This window comes from Bradyrhizobium sp. BR 10289 (assembly GCF_019455385.1).
In the GTDB taxonomy this organism is placed as follows: domain Bacteria; phylum Pseudomonadota; class Alphaproteobacteria; order Rhizobiales; family Xanthobacteraceae; genus Bradyrhizobium.
On sequence record NZ_JACOFR010000011.1, the window covers coordinates 39,197 to 59,376 of the forward strand.

Consider the following 20,180-nt stretch of genomic DNA (forward strand, 5'->3'; position numbering starts at 1 on the left):
AAAATCCAGGCTTGCTCTGCGTCAGGCGGCTTGTCTGGCTGTGCAGTTCGCAAGGCGCAAACGCGTTTTCAAAGAGCCTGCATGAGCGGCAAATGCACGAAGCGGCATCCGTCTCGCATCTTGCGTAATCGCATCGATGACGAGGCCCATCGCAATGTATGCCGAAAGATCCTCAGTTTCTGCATCACTCGAGGCCGCCCTCGCGCACCATCGCGCAGGCCGCTTGCCACAGGCCGAATCGATCTATCGGCAGATCCTCGCGTCCGAGCCGGATCATGCGGACAGTCTCCACCTCCTGGGGCTCGTGTTGCTCCGGGCTGGTCACCCCGAGGCGGCGCTCGATCTCCTCAGTCGTGCCGTCAGGCTCCAACCTCGCAACAGCGTCTATCATGGCAGCATGGCCACCATTCTGCGCGTGCTCGGACGATGCGACGAGGCCATCGCGAGCTACCGGCAAGTGTTGCAGCACAAGCCCGACAATCTGGATGCGCACAATCAGCTCGGTCTCCTATTGGGTGAATGCGGCGACCTCGCCGGTGAGGAGGCCCAATACCGGCGCGTGCTGCGACATCCTCCCGGCCTCGACCTCAATGTCGCGCGCGCTCAGATCGATGCGCGTTTCAATCTCGCCAACCTGCTGGTGAGGCGGAAGCAGTTCGATGATGCGATCGGCGATTTTCGTCAGGTGCTGCGGCAGAAGCCCGATTTCGTCGCGGCCCATTGCAACCTCGGCGCCGTGCTGTTCGATCTGGGGGCTTTCGAGGAATGCGAGCGCTGCTATCGCGAGGCCTTGCGCCTCGATCCGAAATTCGCGGAGGCCCATAACAATCTCGGCGGTCTTCTCGTCAAATTGGGGCGCCTCGACGAAGCCGAGGTCCATCTTCGCGAAGCTTGCAGACTCAATTCAGGCTTCCCCGAGGCCTTGAACAATCTCGGTGACCTGCTGCGCAGCCGGGGACGGCCGGACGAGGCGGAAGCATGCTGCCGGGAGGCCTTGCGTCTGAAGCCGGACTATGCCCCGGCGCTGCTGAACCTCGGCAACGCGCTTCGCGAGGCCGGTCGTTTCCATGAAGCCGAGCCTTGCTTTCGCGCAGCTCTCGCTCGCCATCCGGCCTGGCCGGAGGCGCTCAACAATCTCGGCACCTTGCTGCTCGATCTTGGACGGCCTGATGAAGCTATTCGGAGTTTGCGCGCGGCGCTGTCGCAAAAGCCGGATTATCCCGACGCGCATTTCAACCTCGGGGCCGCGCTGCTGCTGGCCGGCCGGTTCGACGAAGGCTGGCGCGAATATGAGTGGCGCTGGAAGCAGGAGAAGAAAAAGCCGCATCTGCGCGGCTTCAGCCAGCCGCTCTGGGATGGAGGGGAGATCGGCGATCGGGTCCTGCTGCTGCATGCGGAGCAAGGCCTGGGTGACACGCTCCAGTTCTGTCGCTTCGTGCCGGCGATTGCGGCGGGGCGGCGGGTCGTGCTCGAGGTTCAACGGCCGCTGGTGCGGCTGCTGGCGGGACTCCCGGGCATTGAGTGCATCATCGCCCATGGCGATCCGCTGCCGCCATTCGATCTGCATTGCCCGCTGTTGAGTCTGCCGCTGGTCCTCGGCACCACCCTCGAAACCATCCCGCAGCGGACCCCCTATCTCCAGGCTGATCCGCAACGCGTGGCGGCCTGGCGCCAGCGCGTCGCGCAACTCGATGGTCTCCGGGTCGGCCTCGTCTGGGCAGGCAACCAGACCATGAGCGGTGACCGGCGCCGATCCATGTCGCTCGAACGGTTTTCGGAGCTGGCAGACTTGCCGGGCGTGAGCTTCGTCTCGCTCCAGAAGGGACCGGCGGCCCGCCAGTCGCCGCCGCCTGGCCTGTCCTTGCACGATTGGACGGACGATCTTCACGATTTCGATGAGACCGCAGCGCTGATCGAGGCGCTGGATCTGGTCATCGGTGTCGATACCGCGGTGGTGCATCTTGCAGGCGCGCTGGGCCGCCCCGTCTGGCTGCTCAATCGTTTCGACCGCTGCTGGCGCTGGCTGCTGAACCGCGACGACAGCCCCTGGTATCCGAGCTTGCGGCAATTCCGGCAATTGCAGCCCGGCGATTGGGGCAGCGTCCTCAAGGACGTGCGCGCTGAACTCCAGGCACGCAGTCTGGCCTGATCCGCAGCGCAATGAGGTTGACCGGCTGCGCCCCGTGCATTGCTTGCTCCATTGACTCTTTGCCCGCGATGCTCAAAACCGCAGGTCAGACCATAAAAGCAACAACCCCGGGGGAAACCATGAGCCAGACCACGACCTATGCCGGTTCCGCCGGCGCAGCCAGGAACACTGACAAGAGCGAAATCGAGAGCTCGACCATCCGCGCCATCTCCTGGCGCCTGATTCCGTTCCTGGTGCTGGCCTACTTCTTCTCTTATCTCGACCGCGTCAATCTCGGCTTCGCCGCGCTGACCATGAATGCCGAGCTGAAGTTCACGCCGCTGATCTTCTCCTGGGGCGCCGGCATCTTCTTCTTCGGCTATTTCATCTTCGAGGTGCCGAGCAATCTGGCGCTCGAGAGGTTCGGCGCCAGCCGCTGGATCGCCCGTATCATGGTGACCTGGGGCATCATCTCGGCGTTGATGGCGCTGGTCAGCGGCGTCACCAGCTTCTACGTGCTGCGCTTCCTGCTCGGCGTCGCCGAAGCCGGCTTCTTCCCCGGCATCATCCTTTATCTGACCTATTGGTATCCGGCCGAATATCGCGCGCGCTTCCTCGCGGCCTTCGCCATCGCCGTGCCGGTCTCGACCGTGATCGGCGCGCCGATCTCGGGCCTGCTGCTCGGGCTCGATGGCATGATGGGCCTGAAGGGCTGGCAGTGGCTGTTCATTCTCGAGGGCATCCCTTCCGTGCTGCTCGGCATCGTCACTTGGTTCTACCTGACGGACCGGCCGGAGAAGGCGGACTGGCTCTCGGCCGAGCAGAAGACCTGGCTCAAGGGCAAGCTCGACGCCGAGATCGCGGCCAAGCAGGCGGTGAAGCATCTGACGCTGGGCGAGGCGCTGTCCTCGCCCAAGGTGATCATGCTGAGCCTGATCTATTTCGGCTTTGTCGGCGCGCTCTACGGCATGCAGTTCTGGCTGCCGCAGATCGTCAAGGCGTTCGGTCTCACCAATGCGCAGACCGGCTTCGTCACCGCGATCCCCTATCTATTCGGCACGATCGCGATGATCTTGTGGGCGCGGCACTCGGATGCCACCCGCGAGCGCGTGAAGCATGTCGGTTTGCCGATGATCCTGATCGCCATCGCGCTCGCCATTTCCAGCTATCTCACTGACCCCACCATGACGATGGTGGCGCTGACCTTCGCCGCCATCGGCGTGTTCTGCGTCTTCGGTGTGTTCTGGACCTTGCCGACCTCCTGGCTGTCAGGCACGGCGGCCGCCGGCGCCATTGCCCTGATCAACTCGATCGGCAATCTCGCCGGCTTCGGTGGCCCCTATCTGATCGGCTGGGTCAAGGAAGCCACCGGCCAGACCTCGACGGGCCTGCTCGTGCTCGCCGTGCTGCCGCTGATCGCCGGCATCCTGGTCTTCATCGGCGGTCACGAGAGCAAGCACGAGTTCGTGGAGCAGGGGCGGTAGCGAGAGCCTTGTACGGTGGGCAAAGGCGCGAAGCGCCGTGCCCACCATCTCGCCCTGATTATTTCGACCCCGTGGGCACGCTACGCTTTACCCACCCTACGATAACACCTTCGCAGCAACTGTCTGCCAATCGTTACCACCCCTTAACGATCACGCTTTCCTGATGACTGACGATTATTGACTTTTATCAGTGATTAGTCGACATTCCTCTCATTGCAGCGGCAGGAGTGTCCTTCGATGTTCGTCAGGTCAGTTTTATCGAGCTATTCCAAGCTCTTGGCGGGTATCTCGCTGGCTGTGGTGGCGGTCTCGCTGGCTGGGTGTAATGACACCGTCGCCGAAAAGGCTGAGCCGCCGCGGCCGGTTCTGGTCGCAACCGCCCATTATGATGCCGAAACCCCTGAGCGCAGCTTCGTCGGTACCGTCCGCCCCCGGATCGAGAGCGATCTCGGCTTCCGCGTTGCCGGCAAGGTCGCCAAGCGTCTGGTCGAAGTCGGCCAGACCGTCGAGATCGGCCAGCCGCTCGCCACCCTCGATGAGGTCGACCTGAAGCTTCAGGCCGAGCAGGCCGTGGCCGAGCAGACCGCCGCGACCGGTGTGCTGGCGCAGGCTGCGGCCGCCGAGCAGCGCGCCAAGGACCTGAAGGCCAAGGGCTGGACCACGGATGCGGTGATGGATTCGAGCCGCGCCGCCGCCGACGAGGCCCGCGCGCGCCTCGATCGCGCCGTCCGCTCGGTCGAGCTGACCAAGAATTCCCTTTCCTACGCGACGCTGGTTGCCGACGCCCGTGGCGTCGTCACCGCAACGCTGATCGAGCCCGGCCAGGTGGTCGCCGCGGGCCAGGCTTCGATCCGTGTCGCCCGCTTTGCCGAGAAGGAAGCGGTCGTTGCGATCCCTGAGACGCTGGTTGGACGCGCCAAGTCGGGCGTCGCCAGCGTCACTCTTTGGTCCGAGCCGGACAAGAAGTACACGGCGAAGCTGCGCGAGATCGCGCCGGCCGCGGACCCGGCGACGCGCACCTATCTCGCCAAATTCTCGCTGCCCGAGGCCGACGACAAGGTCGCGCTCGGCATGACCGCGACGCTGACGCTGTCGGATGCAGCCACCGAGCGTGTCGCGCGGTTGCCGCTGTCGGCGCTGTTCAACGAAGGCGGCAAGCCCTCCTTCTATGTCGTCGACGACAACGGCGGCGTCACGCTGAAGCCGGTGGTGGTGAAGTCCTACGAGAGCAACGACGTCGTCATCACCAGCGGTGTGGACGAGGGTGCCAAGATCGTCGCCCTCGGTGTGCAGAAGCTCGATCCGGGCCAGCGGGTGCGGGTCGTGTCGTCCCTGTCGTTCTAGTTTTCCTGCGAGTTACGTCGTGTGAGGTGAGTTTCGGCCTGTGTCCCTAAGCAGAGGCTGAAGCGGCGAAGCGATCCAGAACCTGCCCAGCCCCCTGGGTTGCTTCGCTGCCTCGCGACGACGGTTTGAACAGAGCGGCTGTCGTTGTTTGCAACTGGATCGTCTTTCGGAGAGTGCGATGAAGCGCTTCAACCTTTCGGCCTGGGCCGTCAGCCATCCGACGCTGGTGCTCTTCCTGATGATCATCCTCGGCGTCGCCGGCTTCTTCTCCTATGAGAAGCTCGGCCGCGCCGAGGACCCGTTCTTCACCGTGAAGGTGGTCAACGTCTCCGTGCTGTGGCCGGGTGCGACCGCGCAGGAAATGCAGGCGCAGGTCGCCGATCCCATCGAGAAGAAGATCCAGGAGCTGCCTTACTTCGAGAAGGTGCAGACCTATTCGAAGCCCGGCTTCACCGCGCTCCAGGTCACCTTCCGCGACTCCACGCCGCCGAAGGATGTGCCCTATCTCTTCTATCTGCTGCGCAAGAAGCTCGCCGACGTGCAGGGCCAGCTGCCCTCTGGGATTCTCGGACCCGTCGTCAACGACGAGTTCTCCGACGTCGATTCCATCCTCTACATGATGACCGGCGACGGCGCCGACTACGCCCAGCTCAAGAAGGTCTCCGAGGGTTTCCGCCAGCGCCTGCTCAAGGTGCCGGGCGTGACCAAGGTCGACGTCTACGGCAACCAGGATGAGCGCATCTTCGTCGAGTTCAGCCACGCGAAGCTCGCCACGCTCGGCATCACGCCGCAGGCGCTGTTCGATTCGCTCGCCAAGCAGAACAACGTGGTGCCCGCCGGCACGGTCGAGACCTCGTCGCAGCGCGTGCCGCTGCGCGTCACCGGCGCGCTCGACGGCGCCAAGGCCGTCGCCGAAACCCCGGTCGAGAGCAACGGCCGCGTCTTCCGCTTGGGCGACATCGCCAGCGTCACCCATGGTTATGTCGATCCGCCGAGCTTCGTCGTCCGCCAGGAAGGCAAGGCCGCGATCGGCATCGGCGTCGTCACGGCCAAGGGCGCCAACATCCTCGAGCTCGGCAAGGAGGTCGAGAAGGCGACAGCCGAGTTCATGAAGGCCGTGCCGCAGGGCATCGACGTCAAGCTGATCGCCGATCAGCCCAAGGTGGTCGAGCACGCCGTCGGCGAGTTCGTGCACTCCTTCATGGAGGCGCTGGTCATCGTGCTGTTCGTCTCGTTCCTGGCGCTGGGCTGGCGGACCGGCATCGTCGTCGCGCTGTCCGTGCCCTTGGTGCTCGGCATCGTCTTCATCGTCATGAACACGATGTCGCTCGACTTGCACCGTATCACGCTCGGCGCGCTGATTATCGCGCTCGGTCTGCTGGTCGACGACGCCATCATCGCGGTCGAGATGATGGTAGTGAAGATGGAGCAGGGCTGGGACCGCATGCGCGCGGCCTCTTTTGCCTGGGAATCCACTGCGTTTCCGATGCTCACGGGAACGCTGGTCACGGCCGCTGGCTTCCTCCCCATCGGCTTTGCCAATTCGGCAGTCGGCGAATATGCCGGCAGCATCTTCTGGATCGTGGCGATCGCGCTGGTCGCCTCCTGGTTCGTGGCGGTGATCTTCACGCCCTATATCGGCGTCAAGCTGCTGCCCGACATCAAGGTGCACCACAACCACGATCCGCACGCGGTTTACGAGACCCGCATGTACCGTGGCCTGCGTGCCATCGTGCAATGGTGCGTCAACCACCGCATCACGGTGGTGGCCGCCACCGTCGGTGTGTTCGTGGCCTCGATCGTCGGCTTCGGCCATGTCCAGCAGCAGTTCTTCCCGCTGTCGGAGCGGCCCGAGCTGTTCCTCCAGCTGCGCCTGCCCGAAGGCACCGCCTTCAACGTCACCGAGAAGGCGGTGAAGAAGGCCGAGACGCTGCTCAAGGACGACAAGGACATCGAGACCTACACCGCCTATGTCGGCCAGGGTTCGCCGCGCTTCTGGCTCGGCCTCAACCCGCAGCTGCCGAACGAGGCCTTTGCCGAGATCGTCATCGTCGCCAAGGGCGTCGAGGCGCGCGAGCGCATCAAGGCCAAGATCGAGAACGCGGCGGCCGACGGCTTCCTGTCGGAGGCGCGCGTGCGCGTCGACCGCTTCAATTTCGGCCCGCCGGTCGGCTTCCCCGTGCAGTTCCGTGTGATCGGCCCCGATGCCAACAAGGTGCGCGAGATCGCCTACCAGGTTCGCGACGTCATGCGGCAGAACAAGAGCGTCAAGGATGTCCAGCTCGACTGGAACGAGCAGTCGCCCTACCTCAAGCTCGTCGTCGACCAGGATCGCGCCCGTGCCATGGGCCTGACGCCGCAGGACGTCTCGCAGGCACTCGCGCTGCTGATCTCGGGCACGCAGGTCACCACCATCCGCGACGGCATCGAGAAGGTCGGCGTGGTCGCCCGCGCGGTTCCGTCCGAGCGCCTCGACCTCGGCGGCGTCGGCGATCTCACCATCACCTCGAAGAACGGCGTCGCCGTGCCGCTGCAGCAGATCGCCAAGATCGAATATGCCCACGAGGAGCCGATCATGTGGCGGCGTAACCGCGACATGGCGATCACCGTGCGCTCCGATGTCGTCGACGGCGTGCAGGCCCCTGACGTCACCAACCAGATCACGCCGAAGCTGAAGGCGATCAAGGACAACCTCGAGCCGGCCTACCGCATCGAGCCGGGCGGAGCGTTCGAAGAGTCCGCCAAGGGCAATGCCTCGATCTTCATCCTCTTCCCGGTGATGGTCATGGTGATGCTGACGCTGCTGATGATCCAGCTGCAGAGCTTCTCGCGTCTGTTCCTGGTGTTCCTCACCGCGCCGCTCGGCATCGTCGGTGCTTCCTTCGGGCTCAACGTCGCCAACGCCCCGTTCGGCTTCGTGGCGCTGCTCGGCCTGATCGCGCTCGCCGGCATGATCATGCGCAACACGGTCATCCTGGTCGATCAGATCGAGACCGACGTCAGCCACGGCCTGACCCGCCGCGAGGCGATCGTGGAAGCCACCGTCCGCCGCGCCCGTCCGGTGGTGCTGACGGCGCTCGCCGCGATCCTCGCCATGATCCCGCTGTCGCGCTCGGCCTTCTGGGGCCCGATGGCCATCACGATCATGGGAGGCCTGTTTGTCGCGACATTCCTGACGCTGCTGTACCTGCCGGGCCTCTACGCCCTGTGGTTCAGGAAGAGCTTGGACGAGGCGGGCACCCCCGAGCAGCCTGCTGCGCCGCAGCATGGGAGCGATGACCCCCACGCAATTCCGCTTGCTGAAGCGGCTGAATAAGTGAGAAGACTACTGACGAACGAGTCCTGACTCATGGCCCTGATTTCGGAACATATCGAAGGCGACACCCGGGAGCGTATCCTCGAGGTGGCCGAGCGGCTGTTCCGCCTGATCGGCTATCAGAAGACCACGGTCGGGGACATCGCCAAGGAGCTCCGGATGAGCCCCGCCAACGTGTATCGCTTCTTCGAATCGAAGAAGGCGATCCACCAGGCTGTGGCCCGGGGCCTGATGGGCGAGGTCGAGCTGGAGGCGCAGCGGATCGTGGCCCGGCCGGGTCCGGTACTCCCGCGCTTCCGGGAGCTGCTCGCCACCATCCACCGCATGAACACCGAGCGTTACGTCGGCAACAACAAGCTGCACGAGATGGTCGCGATCGCGATGGAGGAGGACTGGGAGGTCTGTGTCGCCCATATGGAGCTGATCACGACGTCGATCGGCCAGATGATCGCGCAGGGCGTGGCATCCGGCGAGTTCGCGGCGCCGGATCTGCAACTGGCCTCCATGTGCGCCTGCACCGCGATGATGCGCTTCTTCCACCCCCAGATGATCGCCCAGTGCGCCACCAAGCCTGGTCCGACCATCGACCAGATGATCGATTTCGTCATCGCCGGTCTGTCCCCGCGCCACTGACGGGCGGCGAAATCTCTCCTATAAGCAAGCTGACGTAGCCCGGCTGGAGCGAAGCGCAATCCGGGTGGTTCAGCGTTGCGCTGGCGGTCCCGGATTATGCTTCGCTCCGTCCGGGCTACCAGGATCAGGAAAGACCCCGCGGTGACCGACAAAGACCTGTACTTCTACGAGCCCTCCAAGGGCCACGGCCTCAAGCACGATCCCTTCAACGCCATCATCGCGCCGCGGCCGATCGGCTGGATTTCCTCGCGCGACGCCAAGGGCCACGTCAACCTTGCGCCCTACAGCTTCTTCAACGCGTTCGCTTACGTGCCGCCGATCATCGGGTTCTCCTCCACCAACTGGAAGGACACGGTCTCGAACATGGAGCAGACGCGGGAGTTCGTCTGGAATCTCACCACGATGGACCTCGCCAGGCACATGAACGCGACCGCCGCTCATGTCGCCCCCGAAGTCGACGAGTTCGAGATCGCCGGCCTGACCGCCATTCCCGGCAAGCTCGTCAACGTGCCGCGCGTGGCCGAAAGCCCGGTCGCCTTCGAGTGCAAGGTGTCCGATATCGTCCGCCTCAAGGGCGCCGACGGCAAGGAGGCCGATGCCTGGCTGACGCTCGGCGAGGTCGTCGCCGTCCACATCGACAAGGCCATGATCAAGGACGGCGTCTACCAGACCGCTGCCGCCCGCCCCATCGTCCGCGCCGGCCGCCGCGGCGACTATTTCGAGATCAAGCCGGAAAACATGTTCGAGATGGTCCGGCCGGATTAGGCCGGCCTCTCAACGCCGTCATTCCGGGGCGCGCCGTCAGGCGCGAGCCCGGAATCCATCGTGCGGTAGCGTTGGTCGATAAATGGATTCCGGGTTCGACGCTTTCGCGTCGCCCCGGAATGACGGCGGGGATGCCGTCCCATTCTCCTCCCCGGAACTGCCCCCACGACCCGGCCGTTAGACCTCCGGGCGGCCGCCCGGCCGCGTCAATTTTGCCGGCGAAGTGTTCCCTTCCGCCCGCCAGTTTCCGCTAAAATACCCGCCACCCGCGCCGATCCATGAGGTCCGCCATGAGCTTCCGCCGCGACAACATCACCAAGCCGATCTTCTCCTGGGCGCGCGGCGTGCTGCCGGCGATGTCCGACACCGAGCGCGAGGCGCTGGAGGCGGGCGATGTCTGGTGGGACGCCGATCTCTTCACCGGCAACCCTGATTGGTCGAAGCTCCTAGAGGTGCCGCAGGCGAAACTGACCGCCGAGGAGCAGGCCTTCCTCAACGGCCCGGTCGATGAGCTCTGCGCCATGCTCGACGAATGGAAGATTTTTTGGGAATGGCGCGACCTGCCACCGGACGTCTGGCATTACATCAAGAGCGAAAAGTTCTTCGGCATGATCATTCCGAAGGAATTTGGCGGCCTCGGCTTCTCGCCCTATGCGCATTCGGAAGTGGTGCGGAAGATCTCGACCCGTTCGATCGCGGCCGCGGTCACCGTGATGGTGCCGAACTCGCTCGGCCCGGGCGAGCTCTTGATGCGCTTCGGCACGAAGGAGCAGCAGGAGCGCTGGCTGCCGCGTCTGGCCGATGGCCGCGACATTCCCTGCTTCGGCCTCACCAGTCCGGAAGCCGGCTCCGATGCCGCCTCGATGGTCGACACCGGCATCATCTGCAAGGGCGTTTTCGAGGGCCGCGAGGTCGTCGGCCTCAGGCTGAACTGGCACAAGCGCTACATCACGCTCGGTCCGGTCGCGACGCTGCTCGGCCTCGCCTTCAAGGCTTATGATCCCGATCATCTCGTCGGCAGCCAGGAAGAACTCGGCATCACCGTGGCGCTGATCCCGACCCATCTGCCGGGGGTCGAGATCGGTCAGCGCCATCTGCCGTCGATGCAGGTGTTCCAGAACGGCCCGAATCGGGGCCGCGACGTCTTCATCCCGCTCGACTATGTCATCGGCGGGAAAGAGCGGCTGGGGCAGGGCTGGAAGATGCTGATGACGGCGCTCGCCGCCGGCCGCGGCATCTCGCTGCCCTCGCTCTCGGCGGCCGGCGCCGCCTACGCCGCGCGTACCACCGGCGCCTACGCCCGCATCCGCGAGCAGTTCGGCATCTCCATCTCCAAGTTCGAAGGCGTCGAGGAGCCGCTGGCGCGCATCGTCGCGACCGCCTACCAGCTCGACGCGGCGCGGCGGCTGACCTGCGCGGCGCTGAATGCCGGCGTTCATCCAGCCGTCATCTCCGGCATCATGAAGCTGCACGCGACCGAGCGGATGCGCATTGCGGTCGACGACGCCATGGACGTCCATGGCGGCAAGGCCGTGATCGACGGTCCGCAAAACTATCTCGGCAATCTCCACCGCGCCGTGCCGGTCGGCATCACCGTCGAGGGCGCCAACATCCTCACCCGCAATCTCATCGTGTTCGGGCAGGGCGCCATCCGCGCGCATCCCTATCTGCTCGACGAGATGAACGCGCTGGCAGACACCGACCGCGAGCGCGGGCTGACCGCGTTCGACAAGGCGTTCTGGAAGCACGTCGGCCATAGCTTCCGGACACTGTTCCGCGCCTTCGGCCGGAGCTGGACCTTTGGCGCCTTCGCAATGGCGCCGGATGCAGGCGATGCCACGCCGTTCTATCGCCAGCTCTCGCGCTACTCCGCGGCATTCGCATTGTGCGCCGACATGGCGCTGCTGACGCTCGGCGGCGCGCTCAAGCGCAAGGAGATGCTGTCGGCGCGCTTTGGCGACATTCTTTCCGAGCTATACTTGCTGTCTGCCGCGCTAAAACGCTGGCAGGACGAGGGACGCCAGAAGGAGGATTTTGCCGCACTGGAATGGTGCATGGCGACCGGCTTCAAAACGATTGAGAACCGGCTCGCCGAAATCCTCGCCAACCTGCCGAACCGCTTCGTTGCCGGCTTCCTGAAGTTCGTCGTTCAGCCCTTCGGCGCCCGCGTGCTGGGCCCGTCCGACCGCGTCGTGCACCAATGCGCCGGCCTCATGCTGGAGCCTTCGGCAGCGCGCGAACGCCTCACACCGGATCTCGCTCATGTCGATGACGACAGCGGCTTTGCCCGGCTGGAACGTGCGTTCAAGCTGGTCGCGGCGACCGACGCGATCGCCAAGCGGATGCGCGCCGCACACATCCGCGACTGGAAGGAGGCCGTCACAAAGGGCGTGATCACGCAGGCCGAGGGCGAGCAGCTTGCCGCCGCTCGTGAAGCCGTCACAAAGGTGATCGAGGTCGACGATTTTGCGCCGGAGGCGCTGTCGCCGATTTACAAGAAAACCGGCGACGTGCATCAGTTCTTCCAGGAACTCGGTGAGCAGAGGGCGGCGAGCTGATGACACGACCGGTTTTCATCGTCGACGGCAGCAGGACGCCGTTTCTGAAGGCGCGGTCGGGGCCCGGGCCCTTCACGCCGGTCGATCTCGCCGTGCAATGCGGCCGGCCGCTGCTGGCGCGCCAGCCGTTTGCTCCAACCGATTTCGACCAGGTCATCCTCGGCTGCGTCAACGTGATCGCGGACGAGATGAACCCGGCCCGCGTCGCCGCGCTGCGGCTCGGCATGGGCGAGGACATGGTCGCCTTCACGGTGCAGATCAATTGCGGCTCCGGCATGCAGTCGATCGACACCGCCTACCGCTACATCCGCGAAGGCCATGCCGACATGATTTTGGCCGGTGGCACCGAAGCGCTGAGCCACGCCCCGCTGGTCTGGCCGAATTCCGGCGTGCGCTGGTTTGCCGGCCTTGCCACCGCCAAGGGCGTGGCCGCGAAGATGGCCGCCGCGTTCAAGCTGCGCCCGCGTTATCTCAAGCCGATCATAGGGCTGGAACGCGGACTGACCGATCCCGTCACCGATCTGAACATGGGCCAGACCGCCGAGGTCGTCGGTCATCTCTTCGGCATTACGCGCGCGCAGTCCGATGCCTACGCTGCCGAGAGCCATCGCCGCCTCGCGCATGCGCAGGCTGAAGGCTATCTGAAGGGCGAGGTCGAGACCGCGTTCGCCCGCGACGGAAAATTCTTCGACCATGATGATGGCGTGCGTCCGGATTCGACGGCCGAGACGCTGGCAAAACTCCGGCCGGTGTTCGAGCGCCCCTGGGGCCAGGTCACTGCCGGCAATTCCTCACAGATCACCGACGGTGCGTCCTGGGTGATCCTCGCCTCCGACACGGCGGTCGCAAAGCATAGGCTGACGCCGAAGGCGGCGATCGTCGACAGTAATTGGGCCGCGCTTGATCCCAGCATCATGGGGCTCGGCCCCGTGATGTCGGCGACGCCGCTGCTTCAGCGCAATGGCCTCTCGGTTCAGGACGTCGAGACCTGGGAGCTGAACGAGGCCTTTGCCACGCAGGTGCTCGGTTGCCTCGCCGCCTGGAATGACGACAAATTCTGCCGCGAGATTCTTGGCCTTGATGGGGCCGCCGGCGAGATCGACCGCGACAAGCTCAATGTCGATGGCGGCGCGATCTCGCTCGGCCATCCCGTCGGCACCTCCGGCAACCGGATCGTGCTGCATCTCGTCAACGCGATGAAGCGGCTTGGCACGCGGCGCGGTGTCGCCACCGAGTGCATCGGCGGCGGGCTCGGCGGCGCCATGCTGATCGAGGCGGTGTGACCATGGATTCCAGGATCATGACCGCGCTTGGCGACCGCGTCCTGACGCTGGGGCCGCAGCCCGCGACCGCTGGCCCGTACAAGCACTTCAAGCTGACGCGCGATGCTGACGGCGTCGCCTGGCTCTTGTTCGACCGCGCTGGCGCCAGCGCCAACACGCTGTCCTCCGACGTGATGGAGGAGTTCGACGCCGCGCTCGCGACGATCGAGACCGAGCGTCCTGCCGGTCTCGTGATCCGCTCGGCAAAACCGTCCGGCTTCATTGCCGGCGCCGATGTCAACGAATTCCGCGGTGCGACCGATCCCGGGATGGTCGAGACCCGCATCCGCGCCGCGCATGCGGTGGTCGATCATCTGGAAGCCTTGAGGTTGCCGACGGTCGCGGTCATCCACGGCTTCTGCCTGGGCGGCGGCCTCGAGGTCGCACTCGCCTGCCAGGCGCGCATCGCGATCGACGGCGCACGGTTCGGCTTCCCGGAGGTGATGCTGGGCCTGCATCCCGGCCTCGGCGGCACCGCGCGTTTCACCGCGCTAGTCAATCCGACCCAGTCGATGGCGCTGATGCTGACCGGCCGCACCATCGATGCGCGCCGCGCCAAATCGCTCGGCCTCGTCGACACCGTGACGCAGGAGCGCCATGTTCGTAACGCCGTGAAGGACGTGCTGTTCGGCCGGCTGAAGCGGGCCAAGCGTGGCCTGCTCACCCGTGCGGCCAATCTCGGCCCGGTGCGCGGGCTGCTGGGCAAGCGCATGCGCAGCGAGGCCGCGAAGGCCGCGCCACGCGAGCACTATCCCGCGCCTTACGCCCTGATCGACCTCTGGGAGACCCATGGCGGCAGCAGGACCGCGATGCTGAAGGCGGAGCAGGCCTCCTTCGCCAAATTGATGGTGACGCCGACCGCGCAAAACCTGATCCGCGTCTTCTTCCTGCGCGAGCAGATGAAGAAGGCGGCGGGCTCCGGCAGCACCATCAAGCATGTCCACGTCATCGGCGCCGGCGCCATGGGCGGCGACATCGCGGCTTGGGTCGCCGGGCAGGGCCTGCGCGTCTCCCTCGCCGACATGAAGGCAGAGCCGATCGCCGGCGCGGTGAAGCGTGCCGCCGAACTCTATGGCAAGATCATCCGCAAGCCGACCGAGGTCCGCGACGCGCTGGACCGCCTGATCCCCGACATGGACGGGGAGGGCGTGCGCAATGCCGATCTCATCATCGAGGCGGTGCCGGAAAAGCTCGAGCTGAAGCAGAAGGTCTATGCCGCCCTCGAGCCGCGCATGAAGCCGGGCGCAATCCTCGCGACCAACACCTCCAGCATCCCGCTCCAGGACCTCCGCACCACGCTGGCGCGGCCGGAGCGGCTGGTCGGCCTGCATTTCTTCAACCCGGTGTCGCGGCTGCAGCTGGTCGAAGTCGTCAGTCATGACGGCAACCGGCCAGAGGTGCTGAAAGAGGCGCTCGCCTTCGTCGGTGCGATCGATCGCCTGCCGCTGTCGGTAAAAAGCTCGCCCGGCTTCCTCGTCAACCGCGCGCTGACGCCCTACATGCTGGAAGCCATGGTGATGCTGGACGAGAAGACCGACCAGCGCCTGATCGATGCCGCGGCCGAGCAGTTCGGCATGCCGATGGGGCCGATCGAGCTGGCCGATCAGGTCGGGCTCGATATCTGCCTCGATGTCGGCGACATGCTCCGCACCAAGTTCGGGGACCTGCTGCCGCCGACGCCCGCGTGGCTGCGCGAAAAAGTCGCCAAGGGCGAACTCGGCCGCAAGACCGGCAAAGGCTTCTACACCTGGAAGGACGGCAAGGCCGAGAAGGCGCCATTGCCCGAGACCGGCCCGCGCGTCACCGACCAGATGATCGACCGCCTGGTGCTGCCAATGTCCAATGTCTGCGTCGCGGCGCTGCGCGAGGGCATCGTCGACGATCCCGATGCGGTCGATGGCGCCATGATCTTCGGCACGGGTTATGCACCGTTCCGCGGTGGCCCGCTGAACTACGCTCGCACGCGCGGGGTGGAGAACATTGTATCCACCCTGCGCGCGCTGGCCGAGCGATTCGGCGCGCGCTTCGCGCCCGATCCGGGCTGGGACAATTTCAAATGAGAGGCACATGACCGAAGAGTCTACCACCGGGCCGCGTGGCGATCTCTGCATCCGCACGCTGGCGATGCCCGCCGATACCAATGCGAACGGCGACATTTTTGGTGGCTGGCTGCTCAGCCAGATGGACGTCGGCGGCGGTGTTTTCGCGTCGAAGGTGGCGAAGTCACGGACCGTGACCGTTGCGATCGAGGCGATGAATTTTCGCAAGGCCGTCTATGTCGGCGATCTCGTTTCGGTCTATGCCAACCTCGTGCGCGTCGGGCGGACGTCCATGACCGTGCATCTCGAAGCCTGGGCGCTTCGTCGCGGGGAGGAGCATCCGTTTCTCGTTACCGATGGCAACTTCACTTACGTCTCGATCGACGAACATGGGCGCCCGCAGGAAGTGCGCCCGACCGACGCACCGATTGCGACGTAATCGCGCGCGACCTTCCGTCCCGTCTCGCGAGAGCTTGTGGTTCACGAAACGCGGCGCCGACGCGTCAGCGCGTCGCTGCTTTGCCAAGAACGGGTCATAAAACGGATGAGGTCCGGGCGTACCCATGAGCACGTCGATTCGGGCTGGAAACCGGCTGATTTGCCCTGGGAACCAAAGGGCAGAGATGCCGTTATCTGCCCGCACTGAGGAATCTACGGGCCATGCCGGACAGCTACATCATCGAAGTGAATTCAGAGACCGCGGGCATCGTGGTTCGCGGCCAGGGCGGCTACTGCTTCTTCGCCTCGTCCCACCAGTTCAACCGCCTTGAAGGCCAACTCTTCCGCAACGCCCGCGAAGCCGAGCGTGCGGCAAGGAAGCTGGTTAACGGCGATGTGAAGGAGGCGGCGTAGTTTCGCCTGTCATTCCGGGCGTGCCAAGCACGAGCCCGGAATTCATCATGCTGCAGAAATTGCCGACCAATGGATTCTCAGATGCGCAATTGCGCATCCTAGCTCGCGCCCTTCCGACGCGTCGCGGAATGACCTTGTTGGTTACAGCTTCGTCGCGGAGCGCGACAACAGCTTCCACTCGTTGTCCTGCTTCAGCCAGGTCATCAGGATGTGAAGGCTGTTTGCCACTTTCTGTCCGCCGGTCGTCATTTCGGCGAGCCAGTGAAAGCGCACGGTCGCGGCGGGGCCGACGATCCTGATGGTCGGGTCCTTGTACGTAATCGACTGGAACTCCGTCTTGCCGTCGGTGGCGTTAGCAACGAAGGCCGCCTTGTCCTCGAGGAAGCCGCTGGAGTGGCTGTAGCTCAGTTCATCCGAGCACAGCGCGCTGAGTGCCTTCGGGTCGGCCGCGATCTGGGCGAGACGAAACGCCTCGACGTTTCTTGCGACCGCCTCGTGGTCCGTCGTGGTCATCCTATTCTCCGTTCTTGATCTTGCGTTTCCGGGTGCAAAAGGCGGCCGAAGGCCCCGTGCGCCCTCTCCCACAAAGGGAGTCCGTCGGGGAGAGGGTAAGTCGTCGATCACAACTTCGTCGCGGCGCGCGACAGCAGCTTCCACTCGTCGCCCTGCTTCTGCCAGTTCATCAGGATGTGCAGGTTGGTCGGCACTTTCTTCCCATCGGCTGCCATCTCCTGCTCCGCGACCCAGTGGAAGCGCACGATGGCGGCGGGGCCGACGACCTTGATGGTCGGATCCTGATATTCGATCGACAGGAATTTCGACTTGCCGTCGGTGGCGTTGGCGATGAAGGTCGCCTTGTCCTCGACCTTGCCGCTGGAATGGCTGTAGCTGAGATCGTCCCAGCACAGCGCGCCGAGCGCTTTCGGGTCGGCCGCGATCTGGGCGAGGCGGAAAGCCTCGACCTTCTTCGCCACGGCCTCTTCGTCCGCCGATGCCGCCAGCGCGGGTGATGTGAGAGCGAGCGCGGAGACAGCCAGAGCAGAGAGAGCCAGATCGCGTCGGTTGATCGTCATCGTTTCCTCCTTTTTGATCTTGCATGGAGTGTTGCAGCCGCGCGCGACTTTGTCGAGGGCTGCGTGATGGTCATGCGTGCACGTCATTGCGCTATGGACGCTGTATTGATACGGCTTCCGTATTGATGCGGCATCCATTCTGGAAAGTACGGAAATGATCGACGCTCTCGGCAGGGCATTGTTGTTCGACATCGACGGCACGCTTGCCAACACCGACCCGCTGCACCTCAAGGCCTTCAATCAGGTGCTCGGGCCGCGCGGCCATGTGTTCGATCACGCGCGCTTCTCCCGGGAGCTGCAAGGTTTCGCCAATGTATCGATCGGTGAGCGCTTTCTGCCCAATGAAACCATGGAACGGCGTGCCGCGATTCTCGCCGAGAAGGAAGAGGTCTTCCGCGAGCTCGTCGCCGGACAGATCGAGCCGCTGCCGGGCCTGATGGCGCTGCTCGACCGCGCCGACACCGCCGGCATTGCCATGGTCGCCGTGACGAATGCGCCGCGCCTCAACGCCGAGCTGCTGCTCTCGGGGCTCGGCATCACGCATCGTTTCAAGGCCCTCGTGATCGGCGATGAGCTGCCGTATGGCAAGCCGCATCCGCTGCCGTATCAGGAGGGCCTGCGCTTCGTCGGCGGCAGCGCGGCGGCTTCGGTCGCGTTCGAGGACTCCCGCACGGGCGTGCAGTCCGCCACCGCAGCCGGCATTCCGACCATCGGGATCCGGACCAGCCTCAGCCACGCAGACCTTGTCGCTGCGGGCGCGGTGGCCTCCGCCAGCGCGTTCGACGATCCCGATCTGCTCGCGCGTCTTGCTGCCGCGATGGCGTGGTGAGCGGCCTCGATCATCAACTGTGATCGTCGTCCGCATTGACCGCGGCTGCGAACCGCCGCACCATGCACCTTTCTGATGTGAGGCCATCGCCGTGACCGGATTGACCCATCGCCAGGCCGAAATCCTCAACATCGCGCGCGCTTCCGGCCGCGTCATGGTCGAGGAGCTCGCGCGCAAGTTCGAGGTGTCGGCGCAGACCATCCGCAAGGATCTCAACGATCTCTGCGAGCGGAGATCGCTGACCCGCATCCATGGCGGCGCCATCATCGCCTCCGGCGTCGAAAACCTCGCCTATGAGGCGCGCCGGTTCGTCGCCGCCGACGAGAAGAAGGCGATAGGTGCTGCCGCCGCGTCGCTGATTCCGAACGGCTGCTCGCTCTTCATCAATATCGGCACCACGACGGAGGAGGTCGCGAGCGCGCTGACCTCGCACGAAGACCTGCTCGTCATCACCAACAATCTCAACGTCGCGATGCTGCTCTACCGCCATCCCCGCATCGAGGTGGTGGTGGCCGGCGGCACGGTGCGCCGCGCCGACGGCGCCGTCGTCGGCTCGACCGCGACGCAGCTGATCGGCCAGTTCAAGGTCGACTACGCCATCATCGGCGCATCCGCGATCGACGAGGAGGGCGCGCTGCTCGATTTCGACTATCGCGAGGTGCAGGTCGCGCAAGCCATCATCGCCAACGCCCGCAGCGTCATGCTGGTTGCCGATTCGACAAAGCTCCGCCGCAGCGCGCCGGTGCGCATCGCCCACATCACCCAGATCCAGACTTTCGTCACCGACCAGGAGCTCCCCGAGCGCCTCGCCACGATCTGCCACAGCAAGGGCATCGAGGTGATGGCGGCGATGCCGAAGGCCGCGGATATCGATGATGTGCCGGCAGATGCGCAGGATGCGGTACCGGAAGCCGCACCGGTGGTTCGGCTGCGCTGAGGCTTACACGTCGTCCCAAGGATTGAGCAGCGGAACGCCCGTCGGTGCGAAGTCCCCCACATTGCGCGTCACGACGGTCAGGCCGTGAACGAGCGCGGTCGCCGCAATGAGGGCGTCACGTTCGGCCCGCGGGTTGGGAACGTGAAGTTGGGCACAACGCTGCGCGACGGCCGTATCGATCGGCAGTATTCGCCGCTCGAAGCGGGCCAAAATGTGATGGTCGATCCAGGCGCGCAGGACAGCACCTTGCGCTGCGTCCTTGCGCTCGATCAGGCGCGCACCGAGCTCGATTTCGAGGATTGAGATGGCCGAGATGAAGAAGCTTGCTGCGGGCACTGCATTGGCCCAGGCGAGGACATTGCGATCCGCGCGATCCGGTCGTCTCAGTTCGGAGACGACATTGGTATCCAGCAGAAACATCAGTCGAGATCGGCGGGCCGGGAGATGCCGCCCTCAATGCGAGGCGGATCGAAATCGAAGTCCGCGCCCGCCTGCGCCAGAGCTTCGGCAAGACTCATGAGGCCGCCGGTCAGGCGCAAATAATCCTCGATCGTCATCAGGACATGGGCCGGGCGACCGCGATCCGTGATGAAGACCGGCCCTTGCGAGGCGGCCTTTTTGGCGCCGCTCGTGTCCTGGTTGAATTCCCGGCTGGTCAGGGTGGTCACCATCGCGAGCGCGTCCTTGAAGTACCAATGCCATCCAGATGAGATTAATATGTAGTTATGTTGCTACATTCAAGTTCTTCGGCGCGTTGCGGGCGCGCGGTTATGCCATCTGCCGAGCAATCGAGCGGTTTGCCTCCAAATCTGATCGCCTCCCTGCCAATTTCTCCGTCCTATTGGCGTTGAAAAAGTTCCCCTTTCACTTCCTTTCGCCTCTCTTTCATCTTGCTTTCGT

At 64.7% G+C, this 20,180-nt stretch carries 17 protein-coding genes and 1 pseudogene; 14 read left to right on the plus strand and 4 right to left on the minus strand.

Annotation, left to right across the window (positions count from 1 at the left end):
* Positions 1-154 precede the first annotated feature (154 nt).
* From HYH08_RS37905 to HYH08_RS19450, 12 genes and pseudogenes are all read left to right on the plus strand, one after another.
* Positions 155-394 (plus strand): annotated as a pseudogene (locus HYH08_RS37905) (tetratricopeptide repeat protein); the annotation flags it as partial.
* Between the two features lie 3 nt (positions 395-397).
* Entirely contained in the window at positions 398-2,149 is a 1,752-nt protein-coding gene (locus HYH08_RS19400) for a tetratricopeptide repeat protein (RefSeq protein ID WP_249782281.1), read from the plus strand.
* A 119-nt stretch (positions 2,150-2,268) separates the two neighbouring features.
* Positions 2,269-3,612 carry an MFS transporter gene (locus tag HYH08_RS19405; RefSeq protein WP_220011411.1) on the plus strand — a complete coding sequence of 448 codons (1,344 nt, stop codon included), beginning with the start codon at positions 2,269-2,271 and terminating at the stop codon, positions 3,610-3,612.
* 237 nt (positions 3,613-3,849) lie between these two features.
* On the plus strand, positions 3,850-4,956 hold the full coding sequence (locus HYH08_RS19410; RefSeq protein WP_220011412.1) for an efflux RND transporter periplasmic adaptor subunit: 1,107 nt from the start codon (positions 3,850-3,852) through the stop codon (positions 4,954-4,956).
* Positions 4,957-5,134: 178 nt separating this feature from the next.
* A complete protein-coding gene (locus HYH08_RS19415; RefSeq protein ID WP_220011413.1) occupies positions 5,135-8,272 on the plus strand; it encodes an efflux RND transporter permease subunit in 3,138 nt (1,045 codons plus the stop codon).
* 33 nt (positions 8,273-8,305) lie between these two features.
* Positions 8,306-8,905 (plus strand): TetR/AcrR family transcriptional regulator, encoded by a 600-nt coding sequence (locus tag HYH08_RS19420; RefSeq protein ID WP_220011414.1) that lies wholly within the window; start codon positions 8,306-8,308, stop codon positions 8,903-8,905.
* A 141-nt stretch (positions 8,906-9,046) separates the two neighbouring features.
* Positions 9,047-9,670 carry a flavin reductase family protein gene (locus HYH08_RS19425; RefSeq protein ID WP_220011415.1) on the plus strand — a complete coding sequence of 208 codons (624 nt, stop codon included), beginning with the start codon at positions 9,047-9,049 and terminating at the stop codon, positions 9,668-9,670.
* 290 nt (positions 9,671-9,960) lie between these two features.
* Positions 9,961-12,228, plus strand: a complete 2,268-nt coding sequence (locus HYH08_RS19430; protein WP_220011416.1) for an acyl-CoA dehydrogenase — start codon at positions 9,961-9,963, stop codon at positions 12,226-12,228.
* A complete protein-coding gene (locus HYH08_RS19435) occupies positions 12,228-13,511 on the plus strand; it encodes an acetyl-CoA C-acetyltransferase (protein ID WP_220011417.1) in 1,284 nt (427 codons plus the stop codon). The genes HYH08_RS19430 and HYH08_RS19435 overlap by 1 nt, the downstream gene beginning before the upstream one ends.
* 2 nt (positions 13,512-13,513) lie before the next feature.
* Positions 13,514-15,610, plus strand: a complete 2,097-nt coding sequence (locus HYH08_RS19440; protein WP_220011418.1) for a 3-hydroxyacyl-CoA dehydrogenase NAD-binding domain-containing protein — start codon at positions 13,514-13,516, stop codon at positions 15,608-15,610.
* 7 nt (positions 15,611-15,617) lie between these two features.
* Entirely contained in the window at positions 15,618-16,028 is a 411-nt protein-coding gene (locus tag HYH08_RS19445; RefSeq protein ID WP_220011419.1) for an acyl-CoA thioesterase, read from the plus strand.
* A gap of 221 nt (positions 16,029-16,249) precedes the next feature.
* Positions 16,250-16,441 (plus strand): hypothetical protein, encoded by a 192-nt coding sequence (locus HYH08_RS19450; protein WP_008137732.1) that lies wholly within the window; start codon positions 16,250-16,252, stop codon positions 16,439-16,441.
* A gap of 141 nt (positions 16,442-16,582) precedes the next feature.
* On the opposite strand, the gene HYH08_RS19455 is transcribed toward HYH08_RS19450, so the two are convergent.
* Complete coding sequence (locus tag HYH08_RS19455) at positions 16,583-16,954, minus strand: nuclear transport factor 2 family protein (protein WP_220011420.1); 372 nt, start codon at positions 16,952-16,954, stop codon at positions 16,583-16,585.
* Between the two features lie 107 nt (positions 16,955-17,061).
* The gene (locus HYH08_RS19460) at positions 17,062-17,514 is read right to left on the minus strand and encodes a nuclear transport factor 2 family protein (protein ID WP_220011421.1); all 453 of its coding nucleotides are present in this window, start codon (positions 17,512-17,514) and stop codon (positions 17,062-17,064) included.
* 154 nt (positions 17,515-17,668) lie between these two features.
* Here HYH08_RS19460 and HYH08_RS19465 point away from each other — a divergent pair, with 154 nt between their 5' ends.
* The gene (locus HYH08_RS19465; RefSeq protein ID WP_220011422.1) at positions 17,669-18,343 is read left to right on the plus strand and encodes an HAD family hydrolase; all 675 of its coding nucleotides are present in this window, start codon (positions 17,669-17,671) and stop codon (positions 18,341-18,343) included.
* Between the two features lie 91 nt (positions 18,344-18,434).
* On the plus strand, positions 18,435-19,280 hold the full coding sequence (locus HYH08_RS19470; protein ID WP_220011423.1) for a DeoR/GlpR family DNA-binding transcription regulator: 846 nt from the start codon (positions 18,435-18,437) through the stop codon (positions 19,278-19,280).
* 3 nt (positions 19,281-19,283) lie between these two features.
* Here the strand turns inward: HYH08_RS19470 and HYH08_RS19475 are convergent, their stop codons facing one another.
* Together HYH08_RS19475 and HYH08_RS19480 are read right to left on the minus strand one after the other, a co-directional pair.
* Positions 19,284-19,700 carry a type II toxin-antitoxin system VapC family toxin gene (locus HYH08_RS19475; protein WP_220011424.1) on the minus strand — a complete coding sequence of 139 codons (417 nt, stop codon included), beginning with the start codon at positions 19,698-19,700 and terminating at the stop codon, positions 19,284-19,286.
* A complete protein-coding gene (locus tag HYH08_RS19480; RefSeq protein WP_220011425.1) occupies positions 19,700-19,951 on the minus strand; it encodes a type II toxin-antitoxin system Phd/YefM family antitoxin in 252 nt (83 codons plus the stop codon). Before HYH08_RS19480 ends, HYH08_RS19475 begins: the two co-directional genes overlap by 1 nt.
* Positions 19,952-20,180: the final 229 nt, after the last annotated feature.